A 17,674-nucleotide genomic window follows, 5' to 3' on the forward strand; every position below is an offset into this window, starting at 1 on the left:
TGGGGATGAGGGAGAAAAATACGAATTCCTAGCCAGGATGTATAATTCCGGGATTGAAAAGAACTTAAGCCAGCTCAGATAACGCCGCCAGCAGGTAGTTACGAAGGCGGGCTAGGCCAGTCCAGCGGCGAGGATGTGTACTCATCCGAGGGCTGGTCGCCATGCCAGAGTGCAATGGCCAGGAACGTGTTAAAGACAATAAGCAACACAAACTGGATGATGTACATAATCCAGATGATATCGGCTTGGTCCTGCAGGCGCATTTCGGAAATGAAAACCAGCAAAGTGCCCGCATAATACAGAATAGAGCCCACGCTGACCATGAAGATGGGGTCTTGGCCCAGGTCAATATTGCGCAGCTCCCGCAGGGTTTGCTCGAAGTACGCCACGGCGGCGCCAACCAGCAGCACGCTTTGCACCAAGTGAATGAAGCTGCTGTAGCTAATGAAAAAGTGCTCGGCAAAATTGGACGACTCCAGGCTGGCCAGGCCCAGAAAAATACCCAGCCCGGCTAGTAGCACAAACCGGCTGCGCCCCGAGTGAAAGGCGTAGTAGTAAGCCCAGCCCAGCAGCAGGGTTTCGCCCACCGTGGCCAGCCGCAGGAAAATAATATTGTTGTGCAGCACGTGGCGGCCGTATTCCGCCAGGGCGCCATTGAGCAGGGCCCCCGGAATAAGGGCAAACCAAACCAGGGGGCGGTAGGTGGGCAGCAGGAATTTCCAACGGTAGATACCAATTCCCAGCGGAATCAGGTACGTGAGCAGTGCTACGTTGTTGAACTGCTTGGCAAACTGAACCAACCACCCGCTATCCACAGCTGGACGTATAGAAAGTGGGCACGGGCAAAAGGTGTGGCACTGGGGCGGAAAGTAAGCAGAACGGAAAATGAGCAGGTCGCGCCCTGGACCCTACTACGGAACTAGCAGGAAGTAGCGGAGTTACCTAGGTAAGATAGACTTTTATGACTGGAGTGCTGCAGGCCACTAAAAAGGGGTGGGCTGCGTGGCTAGGGCCGAGTCCGTACTTTTACTGCTATTGTACAGAGCCACGGCCAGCAAGCCATTAAAGGCAATTAGCAGGACGGACTGAATGCTGTACATCAGCCAGATCTGGTTGATTTGGTAGTTCTTCTGCATTGAGTCTTCCAGCACAAATACCATCAGGGTGCCCGAATAGTACAGCGTAACGCCGACGCTTACCAGAAACATAGGGTCGCGCTCCAGCCGGATGTTGCGCAGTTCGCGCAGAATCTTCTCGAAGTACATCAGGGCGGCGCCAATCAGCAGTAGGCTTTGCGCCATGCGCGTGTAGGTTTTGGTGCCGTAGAGGCCCGCCCAGAACACGTACTCACTCACGGCAGTGGCCAGAAAAACCATGGAGGCCCCTACCAGCAGCTGCCGGTTGAGCCGGGTGTTGAAGGTTTGGTAGTACGTATAACTCAAAAACAGCGTTTCCAGCCAAATAATCAGGTAGGTGGAGAGGATGTTGTTGTGCCAGTACCGCCGGCCCACCTCGGACCAGATGTTTAACACCAGAATCAGAACCAGCGCCGCCCCGATGCGCCGCCGCCGAGCCAACACCGGCCAACGCCAGATACAAACGGCCAGTGGTAGCAAGTAGCAAAAAACCGAGAGGAGGTTTAGCTGCTTGGCTATGGTCACCAGCAGGTTGTGGTCTGGCGTTGACATTAGTCTTGGTAAAGTTTAGTTGGTAAGTGGACTGTCTGCCGCGCAGCAGTTGGGGCAGGTCGGGCCGGTGGCCAGCATTACCCGCTCGTACAAATCCCCCATGTCCGATTTAACGCCTACCAGCACAAATCCTCCCTGCCCATTGTCGTCAATGGCGTTGTAGATGCGGATGCCCACAAATTCGGAACCACAGTCGTCCATAAGCGCCTTGAGCTTGTTTTTGCCGAAAAACTGGCCTTTAAACACGGGCTTGGAGTCGTCCGGGCACTCATTGTAGTTGTGGGTCATGCCAGCGGCTACCGTCTCATTAACGATGGAGCCTTCATTGCCGTCGAAAGTACTCATGCAGGGGTGTGTTAGGAAGTAATTAGGAAATAATAGAACAAAAAAGCTCTGCCTCTGAACATCCAAATATAGGGCAAACCTTGCGGATGCAAGCGGTGAATTTTCTTTTCCTAAAACCTAAAAAGGGAGCTGGCCGCTCGGAAACGGCCGGTCTGGCCGCCGGGGCGGGCCAGGAGGAGTTTCCTCTTCCTCGGAGTCAGCGGCGGGGGTATCGTCGTCGTCTTCTTCCAGGTTCTCAAATACGCGCTCAATAGCCGATTCGGCGTTGCGCAGTTTTTGCTTGCAGAGGCGGATCAGCTCGGCTGAGCGCTGCACCCGGGCCGTGAGGTCATCTACGTCGACGGTGTCGGTTTCCAAGGCCCGCAGAATGGTTTCGAGCTCTTCAATAGCTTGGCGGTAAGTAGTATCGTTGGTCATTCGGAGGAAGCGGGGCTTGCGGTAGGAAGGGCGGAAGGCGCCAGGTGGGGCGTGCGGTCCGTAATCTGGGCGGCCAGCGTAAGGTGGGGCAGCAGCAGGCGCACCTCGTCGCCGGGCTGCAAAGCGTGTTCGGGCTGCTGGTGGTCGGTGATGAGCTGCACGTAGCCGTGCCGCGCCAGGACCGTAGCTTCCGGCAACGGGGGCGCGCTAAGCTGGGTGAGGCGCAGCGTGGCCCGGTGCAGCAGCCGTTCGGCGGCCAGCTGCAGCCCGTAGCGGTGGCGCAGCAGCTGCTCGCGCCGCCGCCGGTGCAGCCGCCGAAACCGCTGGGCCAGCCGGCGCCCAAACGTGCGCAGGCCCTGCTGCTGCTGGGCCAGGGCCCGGCGGGCGGCCCGGCGCAGCCCCTGGCGGTGCCGGGTCAGGTGGCGGTGGTGGTGGCGGAGCTGCTCGCGCGGGACGGTGGCCGCCTGCCGGATGCGGTGGTAGAGTTCGGCGCGGTGCTCATCCAGCTGCTCCTGGGCGGCCCGGTGCACGAAGCGGCCCGCCTGCTGGAGTAAGTCGGCAGCATCAGAAAGCTGCAGGCGGGCCAACTCGCGGATTCGCTCGGCGTAGCCGCCAAATACGGCGTCGAGGCGGGCCAGGCGCTCGGCCAGGAAAGCGGCTACGGCCGTGGGCGTTTTCAGGGCCAGGTGGGCGGCTAGGTCCAGCACAGCCTCGTCGCGCTCGTGCCCAATACCGGTGAGTACGGGCAGGGGAAAGGAACCCACGCCCGCCGCCAGGCCGTAATCGTCGAAGGCCAGTAAGTCGGTTTTGGAGCCCCCGCCGCGAATAATAATTACCGCGTCGAAGGTGGCGCGCCGGGGCCGGATGGCGTCGAGGGCGCCCAGAATGCTGGCCGGAGCTTCCGCGCCCTGCATACTGGCCGGAAACAGGCTTACGGCAAAGTCGTAGGGCGACTCGCTGAGCTGCTGCACGAAGTCCTGGAAGCCCGCCGCCGTGGGCGACGAAATAACGGCCAGCCGCTGCGGCCCCAGGGCCAGGGGTAGGTGCTTCTGCCGCTCCAGCAGGCCCTTGGCTTCGAGCTTGCGCACCGTTTCGAGGCGCTGCCGGGCCAGGTCCCCCACGGTGTAGCTTGGGTCCAGGTTCAGTACGTCGAGGCTCAGGCCGTACTGCTCGTGAAACTTGACCTGCACCCGCAGCATCACCTTCAGACCAATCTGTAATTCCTGCCCGGTCTGGTCCAGGAAGGCGGGGGCCAACTGCTGGTAGCGCTGGCTCCAGATCGTAGCCCGGGCCTGGGCCTTGAGCTGGGCCCCGCGGCCGGTGACGTGCTGGTCGGTGAGCACCAGGTAGCAGTGGCCGCCGTCGTGCCGGGGCAGGGTCAGGTCGGCAATTTCGGCTACCACCCAGTACGACTCGGCAAAGCGGGTTTCTACGGCCTGGCGCACGCGCACCAGCAGCTCGGCCAGCGGCAGCGGCGCGGGGGGCAGCGGACCAGACAGGCCCGGTTCCGGACGACGATTAAACAGGGGTGGCATACGAGCGGCAAGGTACGAATTCGCGGAGCGGTAACTCGCCCCAGGAAGGCAATTCCGGCCACCGGAGCGAGGGCAGTTGGTGTTGCAACCCACCGGCGCGGGCAATGTTGGGCGCGGGGCGGGAAAAAGTGGTTGGGGTGCCAGGGCCGGCGGCGGGCGGGCGGGGTGAGGCTACGGCTTTTTTTCTACCTTTCTAACCGAAAATCCGCCTTCCTTCTAATCCTTCCCTTATGAAAAACAAAAACAGCCTGACGCTGGCCTCCGTGGCCACCGCCGGCCTGATCCTGGCCGGGTGTGCTGCCAGCAACACGCCCGCCACTACCACTACGGCCGCTGCCACCCCCGCCCCGGCCGCCACGCCCACCGAAGAGCCCGTCGTAAAAGGTGTGGGCCTCGACGTGACGACCATCGACAAGTCGGTGCAGCCCTGCGAGGACTTCTTCCAGTACGCTTCCGGCAACTGGCTCAAGAACAACCCGATTCCGGCTTCCGAAGTGAGCTGGGGTAGCTTCAACGAGCTCTATAATAAGAACCTGGCCGTGCAGCGCCAGATTCTGGAGGAGGCCGCTGCCAACCGCTCGGCCGCCAAAGGCACCAATGCCCAGAAAGTAGGCGACTTCTACGCCTCGGCCATGGACTCGATGGCCATTGAAAAAGCGGGCATCACGCCCCTGAAGTCGGAGCTGGCCCGCATCGACGCCATCAAGGACCTGAAAGGGCTGCAGGCCGAGCTGGCGCACCAGCAGCAAATCGGCACCGGCTCGGTGTTCAGCATGGGCGTGGGGCAGGACGAGAAAAACAGCACCCAGTACGCCGTGCAGATCTACCAGGGCGGCCTGCGCCTGCCCAACCGCGACTACTACCTCAAAACCGACCCTCGCACCAAGGCCGTGCAGGCCGCTTACCTCACGTACATCACGAACGTGTTTAAGCTGATGGGCGAAACGCCAGCCGCCGCGGCCAAAAATGCCGCTACCATCATGCGCCTCGAAACCCGCCTGGCCAAGGCTTCCAAAAGCCCGGTAGACCTGCGCGACCCCAACGCCAACTACAACAAGATGACCGTGACGGAACTGCAGAAGCAGTATCCGAACCTGGGTTTGCCCACGGTACTGGCCAAAACCAACCTGGGCGCGGCCAAAGAGGTAATCGTGGGCCAGCCCGCCTTCCTCAAAGAAGCCAACGTGGCCCTGAAGGCCGAGCCCCTGGCCGACTGGAAAACCTACCTGCGCTGGCACCTGGTGTCGTCGGTGGCCAGTGCCCTGCCCAAGGCCTACGTGGACGAAAGCTTCAAGTACAGCCAGGTGCTGACCGGCGCCAAGCAGATGCAGCCCCGCTGGAAGCGCATGCTCCGCTCGACCGACGCCGCCCTGGGCGAAGCCTTCGGCCAGGTGTACGTCGATAAGGCCTTCACCCCCGAAGCCAAGGCCAAGGCCCTGGAACTGGTCAACAACATTAAGGCCAGCATGGCTGAGCACATTCAGCAGAACACCTGGATGAGCGCCGCCACCAAGACCGAGGCCCTAAAGAAGCTCAACGCCTTTACCGTCAAAATCGGCTACCCCGACAAGTGGAAGGACTATTCGGCCCTGACCATCTCGCGCGACTCCTACCTGCAGAACGTGCTGGATGCCCGCCAGTGGGCGGCCAAAGACGAGGAGAAAAAGCTGGGCAAGGCCATTGACCGCGGCGAGTGGGGCATGACCCCGCCCACGGTGAATGCCTACTACAACCCGCCGATGAACGAAATCGTGTTTCCGGCCGGCATTCTGCAGCCGCCCTTCTACGACCCCAAAGCCGACGACGCCGTCAACTACGGCGCTATTGGGGCCGTAATCGGCCACGAAATCACCCACGGCTTCGACGACCAGGGCCGGCAGTACGACGCCGAAGGCAACCTGCGCGACTGGTGGACCAAGGAAGATGCCGACAACTTCACCAAGCGCGCCGACATCGTGGGCCAGCAGTTCGACGCCTTCACGCCCTTCGACTCAGTGCACGTGAACGGCAAGCTCACAATGGGCGAAAACCTGGCCGACCTGGGTGGGCTCAACATTGCCTACACGGCCTTGCAAAAGGCCATGGCGGGCAAGCCCAAAACCAAGATTGACGGCTTCACCCCCGAGCAGCGCTTCTTCCTCTCGTATGCCCAGGTGTGGCGCACCAACGCCCGCCCCGAGGCCGTGCGCCAGCAGATCCTGACCGACCCACACTCCCCGGCCCAGTACCGCACCAACGGCCCCCTGCAGAACATGCCCCAGTTCTACGAGGCCTTCGGCTGCAAGGAAGACGCCAAGATGGTTCGCGCCCAAGCCCAGCGCGCCCAGATCTGGTAACTGTGAAGTGGTGAAATAGTGAACTGGTGAGTTGTCGTTCTAGTTGCGCCGCTCTGCGCCGGCGGAACATCAAACTCACCAGTTCACCAGTTCACTAGTTCACACTGAAAAAAGGCGCCCTGCATTACGCAGGGCGCCTTTTTTTGTATGACCCACCGACTGCCAGTAGCGCGAACGTTGTAGTTCGCGTGGCTGAACGACCAATAGTTGTGATGGCGCGCGGGGCACGCGAAATACAACGTTCGCGCTACGCTATACTACCGCCCAGCTATTCTGCCTGGAGCTTTGCCAAGGCCGACCAAAGCCTCGGCAAGTCTGCTCGAAGCAGTGGAAAGAACGGCCGAAGCGGTGGGAAGACCGACCGAAGTTCCAGCCAGTGCAACCGAAGTCGTGGCAAGGATGACCGAAGCAGTAGAAAGGACGACCGAAGAGATAAAAAGAGCTATTTCCACCGCTTCAGGTGACCTGCGCGGGGCCAGGCTAGCGCTTCGGGGTCGGCTGCGGCTTAGCCGGGTGGGCTGCGGGCGGGGGAGGGGCGCTTGGCAGGGCTTGGCGGGTGCCTCAAGCGGGTTCAGGCCGTTTTGCCGGCCCGCCCGTATCTTGCGGCATGCAAAAAACGCTGCTTTACGCCTTCCTGCTGCCGCTCGTGCTCTGCGGCGCCTGCCAGTCTTCCGATTCGAAAACGACGGTGCCCACCACGGCGGCCCCCGAAACGGCCGCGGCTGATACAGCGGCGGTACGGCTGCGCGAGCGGGTGGCCCACCCCCAGGTGGGCGACGTGTACGTGGTGCAGTTTCAGCGCCCGGACAATCAAACCAGCCGTTACTTTTTCTACCACGTATTCCGGGCCACTCCCGACACCGCCTACCTGCACCCGGCCTACAAGGATGCCGCCACGGCCGATGCCGACCTGCGCCAGCCCGAGTTCCGGGCTTCCGACCAGACGATGATCTACACCCAGGCCGAGCTGCTGGAACTACTCCAGGTGCAGGCCGGCGACGTCAACAAAGCCCGCCTCGTGCAGGTGCGCCGCGCCCAATAAGCAGCCGCTTACTTCACGACTTCAATCTTGATGTCGACGTCCTTCTTGGGCCATTTGTAGGGGTCCACGGGCTCGGCCGCAATTTTGTCGATGACCTCTAGGCCCTCCACTACTTCGCCAAACACGGTGTACTTGCCATCCAGGGAGGGCACGCCGCCCACCGTGGCGTAGGTCTTGAGCTGCTCGGGCGTGAGCTTGCGGCCGGCCATGGCCTGGGCTTGGTAGGGGGTGAGCTTTTCGCCCTGCACAAAGTAAAAATCGGTGTTTGAGGACAGCTTGCCCGGGTTCTGGTCGTCGTCGTAGCGGGCCATGCCCAGGGCGCCGCGCTTGTGGAAGTGGGCAGCCCGGATTTCGGGCGGAATATGGTAGCGGGCCAGCCGGATAGTGCGGTGGTCGGAGCGGCCCCCCTGAATGGCAAATCCGTTGACGACGCGGTTAAATACGGTCTGGTCGAAGACGCCCTTGCGGGCCAGCAGCAGGAAGTTGGCCTTGTGAATGGGCGTGTCGTCGTAGAGCTTCACGCGCAAGTCGCCGTGCCGGGTGTGCACGATTACCTCCGAGGCCGGATACGCCTTGCCGTACTCCGTGAGCAGGGCCACCGCGTTGCTGTCGCGCAGGCTCGTCAGCTCGGGGCCCGGCACGGGTGGGGGAGTGGGGGCGGCCGGAGCGGCGGTTTCGGCCGGGGGCGGGGTTTGGTTGCAGCCGCCGAGCCCCAGGGCGGCCGTGAGCAGGACCCCGTAGCGCAGGGCGGGCCAGGAAAAAGAAAACATGGGCAGAAAGGTCAGTGCGGAAAAACGCGCCAAGGCCCGGGTGGGCCCCAAACGACAAATGGGTTACGGCCCACGCCTCCGCGCGGCCATAACCCAAATGTAAAGCGTTTTCCGTGGGTTGGCAGGGGTAAAAAAAGCGGGACCGGCCGGCGGGTTGCCTGCCCCGTCCTGCCCGTCCCGCTACTATTCACGGCGGCCCGACTCTCGGCCGGCTGCTTAGCAGAAGCTAGTTCCAGCCGTCGTTTTCCTTTTTGTCGTCCTTCTTTTTCTTCTCCTTCCGCTTGCTGCTGCCCTCGTCCGATTTGGTTTTGACTTTTACTTTTTCGGGCTCGGCGGCGGGAGCAGTAGCCGGAACTGGGGCGGCCGGAGCAGGCGTCGGGGTTTCCACAGGTGGCGGGGCCATGTCCTTGGCCGAGTTGATCTGGTCGGGCCGCTCCACTACTGCCTCTTTGTGCGTGGCCAGCAGCAGGTCCTGGGTCATCAGCTCGTTTTTGTCCCAGGCCTTGAGCTCCAGGGCCAGCTTTTCCTTTTCCTCCTTGCCGGGCTTTTTACCCATCAGCTGGTCCAAATCGGGCCGGCCCGCGTCCTGCCAGGCCGTCAGCCAGAGCGAGGCTACCAGCGTGGGGGCCTGCTTGAGGCGGTAGGCTACCTGCCCGCCCACTTCCTTGTAGTAGGCGTCGGCAAAGGCGTCGGAGTAGGAGCGGCGGGTTTTGCCAAACTTGTGGGAGAAAGTGTACTTGGTTTCGTTGGTAAAGGCGCGGGTTACTTTCTCCTCCTTGTCGAAGGTGTCGCCCAAAAAGCCGTACGATTCCTGCACGGCCGTCCAGACGGCGCGCAGTGGGTCTTTCACGTACTCGGCCTTCTCGCTGTCCAGCTTCCACTCGGCCAGGTGGCGCTCCGGCAGCTTCGATTCCCAGAGGCTGTGCATGCCCTGCTGGTTGGTCAGCTGCCCGTCATAATTGACGGTGGTGTGCAGCGGCACGTAGGCATCGGCCACGTAATGGCCCAGCTCGGCCGAGAGGCGGATAATGGCCACCGAATCACGCTGCTTAAAGGCTTCGGTCAGGGCTAGCTTGGTTTCGAGCACTACCCACGGCACGGTGCCGTACTTGCGCAGCGTGTCGGCCGAATACTTGGCCGAGGCTTTTTCCCAGAGCTTGGGCATGGAACCAAACGGGTCGTCGCCGTAGTGGTCCATGTCGATGTAGTGCTTGGGCGCTTCCTTGGGGTCGTCCTCGCGCCGCTCGTCGGGGGCCGTCGAGAAGCGCACAATTTCGGCCAGGTGGCGGTAATAAAACCCCTGCATGGATTTTGGCAAGGTGTAAACCGCAATCTGGTTGATGGTGCGGTGCGCTAAAAAGCCCCAGCCCGACGACAAAAACGGGCATAATAGCACAAGGGCCAGCGTTAGTACATGCTTTTTCATAGAAAGAAGTAAAGGCCGGAAAGCAGGCTCCGCAAGTTCGGAATTTTGGATTAATAAAGTATGGAGGAGTTGATAGTTGATTGTTGTTAGTTGTCAGTCGGAGGTCAGGCGAGGCGGCGGGTCGGGCAATTCCTCGTTCCGGCGTATACCTTTAGCTGGCTACGGGTTGCCGGCTTTACCACGCTGTGGGGGTACTAACAACCAGCAACCAGCAACTAACGACTAGCTATGACGCTGATATCCAAGAAGAAGCTCTCCTACAGCATCAGTCCCGGGCTGCGCGAGTACCTGCACGAGTACGACCGGGAAAGCAAGCTGCCGGTGACGTACCGCGACCTGCTGCGCTACAGCGGCTCGTTTCCGCTCATGGACCGCAACGGCCGCGACACGCTCTGGCAAACCGTTTTTTATGAGCCCAGCACGTTGGTTGAGCTCTCGGCGGGCCTGGCCGAGGTATACGCCCTGCTGCGCACCGACGGCGACCTGTCCTTTACCGACCACCTGCTGGCCGACCGCATCGACTACTGCCAGTTCGGCAACAGCAACCCGTTTCGGGTGCGCATCGTGAACCAGCTCAACGACAACTACGACTATTTCTACGTGAAGCGGGCCGACGCCTCCCGGGTATACGGTCTGGAGCTGGAGCACCTGTTGTCGCCGAACCGCATCAACTACCTCGTCTGCGGCGATTCGCTCATCGAGGAACACATTGCCGGCATCCCCGGCGACGACTTTATCCGTGACCATCTGCAGCGGCCCCACCTCAACCAGGTGCGTATTGCCAAGGAGTTCGTCAAGTTTAATGAGCGCTGCTTTGCTCGCCTGCTCGGCGATATGCGGGCCTACAACTACGTCATCATTGCCACCCCCGACTTCGAGGACGAGCAATACCGCGTGCGGGCCATCGACTTCGACCAGCAGAGCTACGAGGGCAAAAAAAATATGTACCTGCCCCAGTTCTTCAAGGACAACCGCAAGGTGGTGCAGATGTGCAGCCGGCTGCTCAAGACCGAAACCATCCGGCAGTACCAGGCCGAGGAACGGACGCTGATTGCCCGGCGCGTGCGTCTGGAGCGCTACCGCCTCAAAAACCTAATGGACATCATGCGGCGCGACGAAACTTCTACCGACGAGAAAACTGCCCAGCTCAAGCAGCAGCTCAATGCCCACTACGGCTCCACGGCCTTCGACCGGTGCCGCAGCATGGGCGACGTGGTGCACCAGAACCTGAAAATGATGCTGCTGGCCCGCCCCCGGCCCGATTAAGCCGTGAGCTTATCCTGGTCGGGTGGGAAACGGTCGAGTAGCTCACTGAGCTTGCGGTACACAAAATCCACGGCCTGCTGCCGCACGCTCAGACAGTCGCCCTGGAATACTTCGCGGTGCTCCTCGGCCCGGTTCTGGTACAGGAACGTGAAAAACAGCGTGCCGGCGGGCTTTTCGTCGGTTTCGGAACCCCCGGCGGCGCACAGGCCCGTCACGGCCACGCACACGTCGGCCCCGATTTTCTTGTGCAGGCCCATTACCATTTCATTGGTCACCTGCTGCGACTCGGCGGTGTAGATTTCCAGGGTTTGCTTGCTCACGCCCAGCAGCTTGTGCTTGGCCTCGGGGTGGTAGGTCACGATGGAGCCCAGCAGTACGCTGCTCACGCCCTGAGCCTCCACTAGGCCCGCGGGCAGCAACCCGGCCGTGCAGCTTTCGGCAAAAGCCAGGGTGAGCTTGTATTGAATAAAGCGCTTTACGAGGGCAGATATGTCGGCTGGTTTCATAGGGCAGAAAGGGGCGTGCTGAATCCTATACTGCCTTTTGCGCTTTAAGTTAGGGGCCGCCCAGGTAAGCTCCACGGTAGGTATAGTGCAATATGCTCAACGGCAACAGCTTACTTCGGCACTGCCGTTGAGCTGGCTTGCCGCTGTTTTTCGGGCTTACTCCTGACGGTACACCACGCCCTGCTTCATCACGAAGCGCACCCGCTGCATCACTTTGATGTCCTGGGTCGGGTCGCCATCCACGGCTACTACGTCGGCCAGCTTGCCGGCTTCCAAAGTGCCCAGGTTCTCGGTCTGGTCCAGCAGCTCGGCCGCCGACACCGTGGCCGCACGCAGGGCCTCGTAGGCAGGCATGCCGGCTTCTACCATGTACTGAAACTCCAGGGCATTCACGCCGTGCCGGTACACGGAAGCGTCGGTGCCAAAGGCAATTTTTACCCCGGCTTTGTAGGCTTTGCCGAAGGTCGTTTGCAGCTTGGGCCCGATAGCCAAGGCCTTGGGCGTTACCAGGGGCGGGTAATAGTTCGGAATCTTAGCCGAGTCGGCCACCGACTTGCCAGCCGTAATAGTGGGCACGTACCAAGTCCCGAATTTCTTCATCAGCTTCATCGTCTCGTCGTCCATCAGGGTGCCGTGCTCGATGCTGGTAACGCCGGCCCGGATGGCGCGCTTCATGCCCTCGGCCCCGTGGGCGTGGCAGGCCACGCGCAGGCCCAGGTCCCGCGCCGTTTCCACCACGGCCTTTATTTCTTCCTCGGTCATCTGGGCGCTGCTGCCGTCCTTGGCCACGCTGAGCACGCCGCCGGTGGAGGCAATTTTAATCAGGTCGGCACCGCGCTTGTACTGCTCGCGCACGGCCTGCCGGCACTGTTCGGGACCGTTGGCTACGCCGTCGGCCGGACCAGGCACGCCCATCAAATCCTGGCGGTAGCCGTTGGTGGGGTCCATGTGGCCGCCGGTGCCCGATATGGCTTTGTTCACGGTAAAGATGCGCGGCCCCACTACCTGCCCGCGGTTCACGGCGTTGCGCAGGGCCACGTTCACGCCCGAGCCGCCCAGGTCGCGCACGGTGGTAAAGCCGGCTAGCAGGGTTTTGCGGGCGTGGTCGAGGGAGGCGAAGGCCACGTCGGCCGGGTTTTCGGTCAGCTCCTTCAGCAAGCCGTCCTTGCTGGTTTCGCCTTCGAGGTGCACGTGGCAGTCGATGAGGCCGGGCAGCACGGTCTTGTTCTTCAGGTCAATAACCTTGTCGGTGCCGCTGCCGGTGGTGTAGCCCCGTTCCACGGCTACCACCCGGCCTTTTTCCACCACCAGGGTCATTTCGGTCTGAGGCTGGGCCTTGGCCGTGCGCATGTCCAGCAGGCGGCCACAGTGCAGGTAGGTTTTCTGGGCCCAGGCCGGGGCCAAAGGCAGGGCACAAAACAGAAAGGCAGTGAGCGTGACGCGGGTAGAAAGCAGCATAGAACAGGAAAAAAGGGCGTGAATCGGGGCAGTAAGGTACAACATAGAAAAACGCTGCATGCCGCCTAAATCCACCGGAATCCGTACCTTGATGGCGGCTTGGTACTGCCGGCCGCTTATTCTCCTTAATCTACTCTTTCACTACCTCATGGCCACTCCCGAAGAATTCGAAGCCGCCGCCGCCCGCGCCCAGCAACTGCCCTCCAAGCCCAACAACATGGTGCTGCTCCAGCTCTACGCCCTCTACAAGCAAGCCTCCGAAGGCGACGTGTCCGGCGACCGGCCCGGCGGCTTCGACTTCAAAGGCATTGCCAAATACGACGCCTGGGCCAGCCTCAGCGGCAAAAGCCAGGACGACGCCCGCCAGGAATACGTGGAGCTAGTCAGTTCCCTGTTCCAGGGCGCGTAATTCTTGCCGGTAGGCAAACATGTCATTGCGAGGCCGGAGGCCGTGGCAATCCGTCGTCTGCCAGTGACAACTGCTCTTTTACCAGAAAGCCCTTTCTCGCTTGCTACGGGAAAGGGCTTTGCACTTAAGAACACTCAGCACATTTCAAGGACGGATTGTTTCGACTCCGCCTCACAAGGACACGTCTTGTACCTACTTACACTTTAGGAGCCGGCAGGTCAAAAGCTTCGGCGTTGTGCTCGAAGTGGCCTTTGTGCGAACCATCGCAGAAGGGCTTGTTCTTGGACAAACCGCAGCGGCAGATGCTGATTCGCTCCCGGCCGGCCAGGCCGTAGGGCTGGCCCTGGGCATCCACGAGTTCGAAATCACCCTCCACGCGCAGGGAGCCGTTGCTGAGTACAGTAAGTTTGGTAGCCATGAAATGAAAGTCAGAAGGTGAGGGAAGAGAGAAGGAGGTTAGTCGAGGCAGGAGCGGCCGGCGCACGAGAGCGGCGTGTAAGTAGCCGACAGAATCGTCCAGGCGTTGTTTTCGAACTTCCACATCAGCCAGTACTTGCCGATAATGCGGTTTTTGGTTTTGTCCTGGGTGTCGGTCCAGGCCTCGGCCCACTCCCCGGTTTCGTAGGCCAGCTGGCCCTGGTCGCTGAGCTCCACGTTCATCGTGCGGTTCATCCAGGTTACGTCGGGGCGCTGGCGGAAGCGCGAGCGGAACCACTGCCGGGTGGCGGCCTCGCTGCTGCGGCTGCCGCTGGCGGTGCTCACCATGATGCCCGGGTTAAACAGGTTGTAGAAGGCCGTGGTGTCGCGGCTGTTGAAGGCGCGGTTCCAGGTTTCGCTCCGGGCTTTGATCAGCTCCAGGTGTTTCTGCTTGAGAATCTGGCCGAAGCTGAGTTGGCTCACCAGCAGCAGCGAGGCTACGCCCAGCAGGCGGCGCAGCGGCAAAGAAGTAGAAAAGCCCATGCGGGTACGGAATAGAATGAAGGCAAAAGACAGCGCAATTACGCCAGTTCTTTGCGCATTACGTAGTCATTCATCCAATAAGGCCCGATGGCAATGTCTTCCTCGCGGTGGCGCTGGAAGCCCAGCCGCTCGTAGAACGAAATGGCCGGGTTGTGGCGGTTTACGTTCAGCTCCAGGGTTTTGCCCCCGATTTGCCGGGTGGCGTCTTCCACAGCCTCAATCAGGTTTTGGCCCAGGCCCTGGCCCTGGTGGGAGGGCAGAATATAAATCTTGTGCAGCTTAAATACCTCGTCGCCGGCGGGCAGGCGGGAAAAGGACGCGTAACCGGCTGGGTGGCCATCGGCGTAGAGCAGCAGAAAAGTATGCCCGTCTTCGCTCATCTGCCGCTGCAGAGAGGTCGGCGTGTAAATCACGCGGTACATGTACTCAATCTGGTCCTTCGAGATAATGAAGCGGTAGGTCGGCTCCCAGGTGGCTTCGGCCAGCTGAATAATCGTCGGAATATCGGCCAGCGTGGCGGGCTGAATGGTAATGGCTGAAGGAATGGAAGCGGACATAAGGTGCAAAAACGGCATTTTTTAGCGAAAAAACGAACCCCGGCTACCCCAAACCACGTTTTGGGCCAGAAATTGCCAGTGAACATACGACGGCCACTGGGCCCGTCGTTCGTATTTTTTCGCCCTGCACCCTGCCTTATGAAACGATTCCTGCTTCCGCTTAGCTTTGTGGCCGTGGGCCTGAGCGCTACCGCGCTAGAGGCCACGGCCCAGCAAAAATCCACCCCGGCCAAGCAGCCCACCGCTTCCACGCCCACGGCCATCGAGCGAGACCTGGACGTGTTCAGCGACTGGGTCAACGACAAGCTGGACCGCGCCGAAGTGGGCGTACGCCGCGAATTGCCCCGCATCAAGGAAGATTTCGACCGGCAGAGCAAGCGCCTCGACCGGGCCGTGGATAGCCTCTCGAGCCAGGGCAAACGCGAATACAATACCCAGAAAAAGCGCTACCAAAATTGGGAGTCCAAGCAGGATAGTCTGGATGCCGCCGCTCGCCAGCCCGAAACGGCCAGTGCCGCCCAGCGCCGCCTGCTCAATGAAACGGTGACCATCAGCCGGGCCCGGGCCAATGAGCTGCCCGAACTCTACCTGCACCTGGTGGAAAATACCCGGGAGCAGCGCAAAACCTGGTCCCCGGCTGACTGGAGCGCCGCTAGTGCTGTGCTCGAACGACTGAATGCCCGCTACGAGCAGGTGCGCGAGCAGCTGCCCCTGGAGGAGCGGGTGCGGATTCGGTCATTGCAGGCCGAGTTTCGCACCCTGGAAAAAGCCCGGGACGTGAAAGACATTATGAAAGAGTAAGCTTGCCCGCCTAAAAAAAGCAGCGGCGCCCTTTTCCGGGGCGCCGCTGCTTTTTTTAGGCGGCCACGTGCTGGCGGCGCAGCCACTGCCAGGCCGCGTCCACGTCGTAGAAAAGCTGAATGGGGAGCTGCTTGCCCACCCGCTCGGCAAAGTCGATACTAATAATCTGGTTCTGCATGTCGGGCGAAAACACGTAGGCAAAGGCCCGCAGCCCGGCTTGTAACGCGGCCGGCAGCCAGTCGTACTCCAGCCAAGCCAGGGCTTCCGACCATTCGCCGGTAGAGTCGGTTTTGTCGTTGAGCAGCAGTGGACAGCGGTACTGCGCCTGAATCGGACCCGCCGCGGTGGCTACTTTAATCACCTCCGGGCCGGTAATGTTGCCCGTCCAGTGGATGTAAAGTACCTGTTGCTCGGGGTACAAGCGAAACGAGGCAATGGGCTGGTCATACGCGTCGGTGACGGTTCCCAGGTCGGTGTAGAGAGTGGAAGGCGCAGGCATGGGCGGGCAAATCGGAAGAGCAAGAAGCAGAAGCGGCAAGCTCAACGGCCGGCCGGAACAACGTACGGGTAAAGCCCGCCGCTGGCTTTCGGCAGGTTCGCCGGGGCGCACCCGGAAGGAAAGCCAAAAAAGCACGAGCCTAGGAAGATACATTATTTTGCCCAGGAAAACTAGCATATTGCCGAGCATAGTTTGGGTGCGGTCAGTTGGCGGGTTTCCGCTACTTTTGTAGGCTCTTTTTTCGTTTCGCTACCCGCACCCCGCTCATGCATATTGCAATCGTCGGCAACATTGGCGCCGGCAAGACCACGCTGGCAAATAAACTGGCGCATCACTTCAACTGGGAGGTTTTCCTGGAGGATGTCGACCACAATCCTTATTTGAAGGACTTCTACGATGACATGCCGCGCTGGGCGTTTCACTTGCAGGTGTACTTTCTGAACAGTCGCTTCCGCCAGACCCAGCACATCAAAAAGCTGCAGAGCGCCAGCAAAGGCGTTATTCAGGACCGCACCATCTACGAGGATGCCCACATCTTCGCGGCCAACCTGCACGAGTCGGGTTTGATGAGCGAGCGGGACCACCAGAACTACCTGGCCTTATTTGAGTCGATGATCAGCATGGTGGATGCGCCCGATCTGCTACTCTACCTGAAAGCCGATTTGCCCAAGCTTATTCAGCAGATCGACAAGCGCAACCGCGACTACGAGAACAACATCAAGATTGAGTACCTCAAAAACCTCAACGAGCACTACGAAAAGTGGATCGGCAACTACAAGGCCGGCAAGCTGCTAATTGTGGACGTCAACAACCTCGACTACGTCAATAATCCCGAGGACCTGGGCATCATCATCGAGAAAATCAACAGCACGCTGTTTGGCCTGTTCTAGCGCACATCAGCACACAAAAAAGCCCCGCTGATGTATTCAGCGGGGCTTTTTTTATAACCCAGGTACGACGTCAGTAGCGGTTAATTGTTAATTGTTCAGCCTTCGGTCATGGCTTCGTTCAGGAACTGCACCCAGGGCTGAGCAGCCTGCCAGGCCTGTACCACGCGGTCCGGGAAGTCGGGGCGGAGCACTTCCTCGTCGGCGAAGGAGCGCCACACGAAGAAGCTCTTGAGCCGCAGCCACTCGATGTCGGGGTCGGTGCGGTCGTAGCCTTTGGGGGCCGTGCGCAGGCTCTGGCTCATGTCGAGGCCGGCGGGGAATTCGCGCAGCAGGGCCGGGCTCTGGCGCAGGGCATGAAACGCGGCGGGGGAGTAGTGAATTTCCTGGCGAATCCGGGCCAGCTGGGCGGGTTCGGGCATCCAGCGGCCGGCGCCCACGTAGGTTTCGCCGCCGGGCTCCACGGCCACGAAGTAGCCCGCCCAGGGACTGTGCCGCCCGCCGGGCTTGAGGCCCGAGCCCATGTGGCGCTTGTAGGGCTCGTCGCTCTGCTGAAACCGGTCGTTTTTGTTGATGCGAAACATCACGTCGCCGGGCGTGAGGCCGGTCAGGCCCGGCTCGAAACGCTGGCTGCGCTGGAGCAGGTCGGCGGTGAGCTCCGTGAAAATGGCCCGGGCTTTATGGTAGTCGCCGCGGTGGGCATCCATCCAGACTTTGTGGTTGTTGGCGGCTAAGTCGCGCAGAAAAGACAGCAGGAATTCTCGATTCATAG

Annotated in this window: 20 protein-coding genes; 6 read left to right on the top strand and 14 right to left on the bottom strand. The window is 60.8% G+C overall.

Annotated features, from left to right (window positions below):
* Nucleotides 1-98 precede the first annotated feature (98 nt).
* From CLV45_RS02845 to xseA, 5 genes are all read right to left on the bottom strand, one after another.
* Nucleotides 99-815, bottom strand: coding sequence for a hypothetical protein (locus tag CLV45_RS02845; RefSeq protein WP_157807249.1), 717 nt, complete (start codon nucleotides 813-815; stop codon nucleotides 99-101).
* 168 nt (nucleotides 816-983) lie between these two features.
* A complete protein-coding gene (locus CLV45_RS02850) occupies nucleotides 984-1,688 on the bottom strand; it encodes a hypothetical protein (RefSeq protein ID WP_100334879.1) in 705 nt (234 codons plus the stop codon).
* A 15-nt stretch (nucleotides 1,689-1,703) separates the two neighbouring features.
* Nucleotides 1,704-2,033 (bottom strand): hypothetical protein, encoded by a 330-nt coding sequence (locus CLV45_RS02855; protein WP_100334880.1) that lies wholly within the window; start codon nucleotides 2,031-2,033, stop codon nucleotides 1,704-1,706.
* 117 nt (nucleotides 2,034-2,150) lie between these two features.
* Nucleotides 2,151-2,450: an exodeoxyribonuclease VII small subunit gene (gene xseB / locus CLV45_RS02860; RefSeq protein ID WP_100334881.1), complete on the bottom strand. Its 300-nt coding sequence runs from the start codon at nucleotides 2,448-2,450 to the stop codon at nucleotides 2,151-2,153.
* The gene (gene xseA, locus CLV45_RS02865; RefSeq protein WP_100334882.1) at nucleotides 2,447-3,985 is read right to left on the bottom strand and encodes an exodeoxyribonuclease VII large subunit; all 1,539 of its coding nucleotides are present in this window, start codon (nucleotides 3,983-3,985) and stop codon (nucleotides 2,447-2,449) included. The genes xseB and xseA overlap by 4 nt, the downstream gene beginning before the upstream one ends.
* 230 nt (nucleotides 3,986-4,215) lie before the next feature.
* On the opposite strand from xseA, the gene CLV45_RS02870 reads away from it, so the two are divergent.
* Nucleotides 4,216-6,321: a M13 family metallopeptidase gene (locus tag CLV45_RS02870; RefSeq protein WP_100334883.1), complete on the top strand. Its 2,106-nt coding sequence runs from the start codon at nucleotides 4,216-4,218 to the stop codon at nucleotides 6,319-6,321.
* A 607-nt stretch (nucleotides 6,322-6,928) separates the two neighbouring features.
* Complete coding sequence (locus CLV45_RS02875) at nucleotides 6,929-7,363, top strand: hypothetical protein (protein WP_100334884.1); 435 nt, start codon at nucleotides 6,929-6,931, stop codon at nucleotides 7,361-7,363.
* Nucleotides 7,364-7,371: 8 nt separating this feature from the next.
* Here CLV45_RS02875 and CLV45_RS02880 read toward each other — a convergent pair whose 3' ends face one another.
* Both CLV45_RS02880 and CLV45_RS02885 read right to left on the bottom strand, forming a co-directional pair.
* A complete protein-coding gene (locus tag CLV45_RS02880; RefSeq protein ID WP_100334885.1) occupies nucleotides 7,372-8,133 on the bottom strand; it encodes a peptidylprolyl isomerase in 762 nt (253 codons plus the stop codon).
* 226 nt (nucleotides 8,134-8,359) lie between these two features.
* The gene (locus tag CLV45_RS02885; protein WP_100334886.1) at nucleotides 8,360-9,559 is read right to left on the bottom strand and encodes a zinc dependent phospholipase C family protein; all 1,200 of its coding nucleotides are present in this window, start codon (nucleotides 9,557-9,559) and stop codon (nucleotides 8,360-8,362) included.
* Nucleotides 9,560-9,787: 228 nt separating this feature from the next.
* Between CLV45_RS02885 and CLV45_RS02890 the strand changes: the two genes are divergently transcribed.
* Nucleotides 9,788-10,825: a hypothetical protein gene (locus CLV45_RS02890; protein ID WP_100334887.1), complete on the top strand. Its 1,038-nt coding sequence runs from the start codon at nucleotides 9,788-9,790 to the stop codon at nucleotides 10,823-10,825.
* On the opposite strand, the gene CLV45_RS02895 is transcribed toward CLV45_RS02890, so the two are convergent.
* Nucleotides 10,822-11,331: a CinA family protein gene (locus tag CLV45_RS02895; RefSeq protein ID WP_100334888.1), complete on the bottom strand. Its 510-nt coding sequence runs from the start codon at nucleotides 11,329-11,331 to the stop codon at nucleotides 10,822-10,824. The genes CLV45_RS02890 and CLV45_RS02895 overlap by 4 nt on opposite strands.
* 156 nt (nucleotides 11,332-11,487) lie before the next feature.
* The gene (locus tag CLV45_RS02900) at nucleotides 11,488-12,789 is read right to left on the bottom strand and encodes a metal-dependent hydrolase family protein (RefSeq protein ID WP_100334889.1); all 1,302 of its coding nucleotides are present in this window, start codon (nucleotides 12,787-12,789) and stop codon (nucleotides 11,488-11,490) included.
* 148 nt (nucleotides 12,790-12,937) lie between these two features.
* On the opposite strand from CLV45_RS02900, the gene CLV45_RS02905 reads away from it, so the two are divergent.
* Entirely contained in the window at nucleotides 12,938-13,198 is a 261-nt protein-coding gene (locus tag CLV45_RS02905; protein WP_100334890.1) for an acyl-CoA-binding protein, read from the top strand.
* Between the two features lie 196 nt (nucleotides 13,199-13,394).
* Here CLV45_RS02905 and CLV45_RS02910 read toward each other — a convergent pair whose 3' ends face one another.
* The 3 genes from CLV45_RS02910 to CLV45_RS02920 are packed head-to-tail and all read right to left on the bottom strand — an operon-like array spanning nucleotide 13,395 to nucleotide 14,715.
* Entirely contained in the window at nucleotides 13,395-13,616 is a 222-nt protein-coding gene (locus CLV45_RS02910; protein ID WP_100334891.1) for a CDGSH iron-sulfur domain-containing protein, read from the bottom strand.
* A 38-nt stretch (nucleotides 13,617-13,654) separates the two neighbouring features.
* A complete protein-coding gene (locus CLV45_RS02915; RefSeq protein WP_100334892.1) occupies nucleotides 13,655-14,158 on the bottom strand; it encodes a YybH family protein in 504 nt (167 codons plus the stop codon).
* Nucleotides 14,159-14,196: 38 nt separating this feature from the next.
* Entirely contained in the window at nucleotides 14,197-14,715 is a 519-nt protein-coding gene (locus tag CLV45_RS02920; RefSeq protein WP_100334893.1) for a GNAT family N-acetyltransferase, read from the bottom strand.
* 138 nt (nucleotides 14,716-14,853) lie between these two features.
* On the opposite strand from CLV45_RS02920, the gene CLV45_RS02925 reads away from it, so the two are divergent.
* Nucleotides 14,854-15,516, top strand: a complete 663-nt coding sequence (locus CLV45_RS02925) for a DUF6565 domain-containing protein (RefSeq protein ID WP_100334894.1) — start codon at nucleotides 14,854-14,856, stop codon at nucleotides 15,514-15,516.
* 55 nt (nucleotides 15,517-15,571) lie between these two features.
* On the opposite strand, the gene CLV45_RS02930 is transcribed toward CLV45_RS02925, so the two are convergent.
* Complete coding sequence (locus CLV45_RS02930) at nucleotides 15,572-16,015, bottom strand: hypothetical protein (RefSeq protein WP_100334895.1); 444 nt, start codon at nucleotides 16,013-16,015, stop codon at nucleotides 15,572-15,574.
* A gap of 266 nt (nucleotides 16,016-16,281) precedes the next feature.
* Here CLV45_RS02930 and CLV45_RS02935 point away from each other — a divergent pair, with 266 nt between their 5' ends.
* On the top strand, nucleotides 16,282-16,905 hold the full coding sequence (locus CLV45_RS02935) for a deoxynucleoside kinase (RefSeq protein WP_100334896.1): 624 nt from the start codon (nucleotides 16,282-16,284) through the stop codon (nucleotides 16,903-16,905).
* A gap of 95 nt (nucleotides 16,906-17,000) precedes the next feature.
* On the opposite strand, the gene CLV45_RS02940 is transcribed toward CLV45_RS02935, so the two are convergent.
* Nucleotides 17,001-17,672 carry a DUF2461 domain-containing protein gene (locus CLV45_RS02940; RefSeq protein ID WP_100334897.1) on the bottom strand — a complete coding sequence of 224 codons (672 nt, stop codon included), beginning with the start codon at nucleotides 17,670-17,672 and terminating at the stop codon, nucleotides 17,001-17,003.
* Between the last annotated feature and the right edge of the window lie 2 nt (nucleotides 17,673-17,674).

The sequence above is a fragment of the Hymenobacter chitinivorans DSM 11115 genome (assembly GCF_002797555.1).
Lineage (GTDB): Bacteria > Bacteroidota > Bacteroidia > Cytophagales > Hymenobacteraceae > Hymenobacter > Hymenobacter chitinivorans.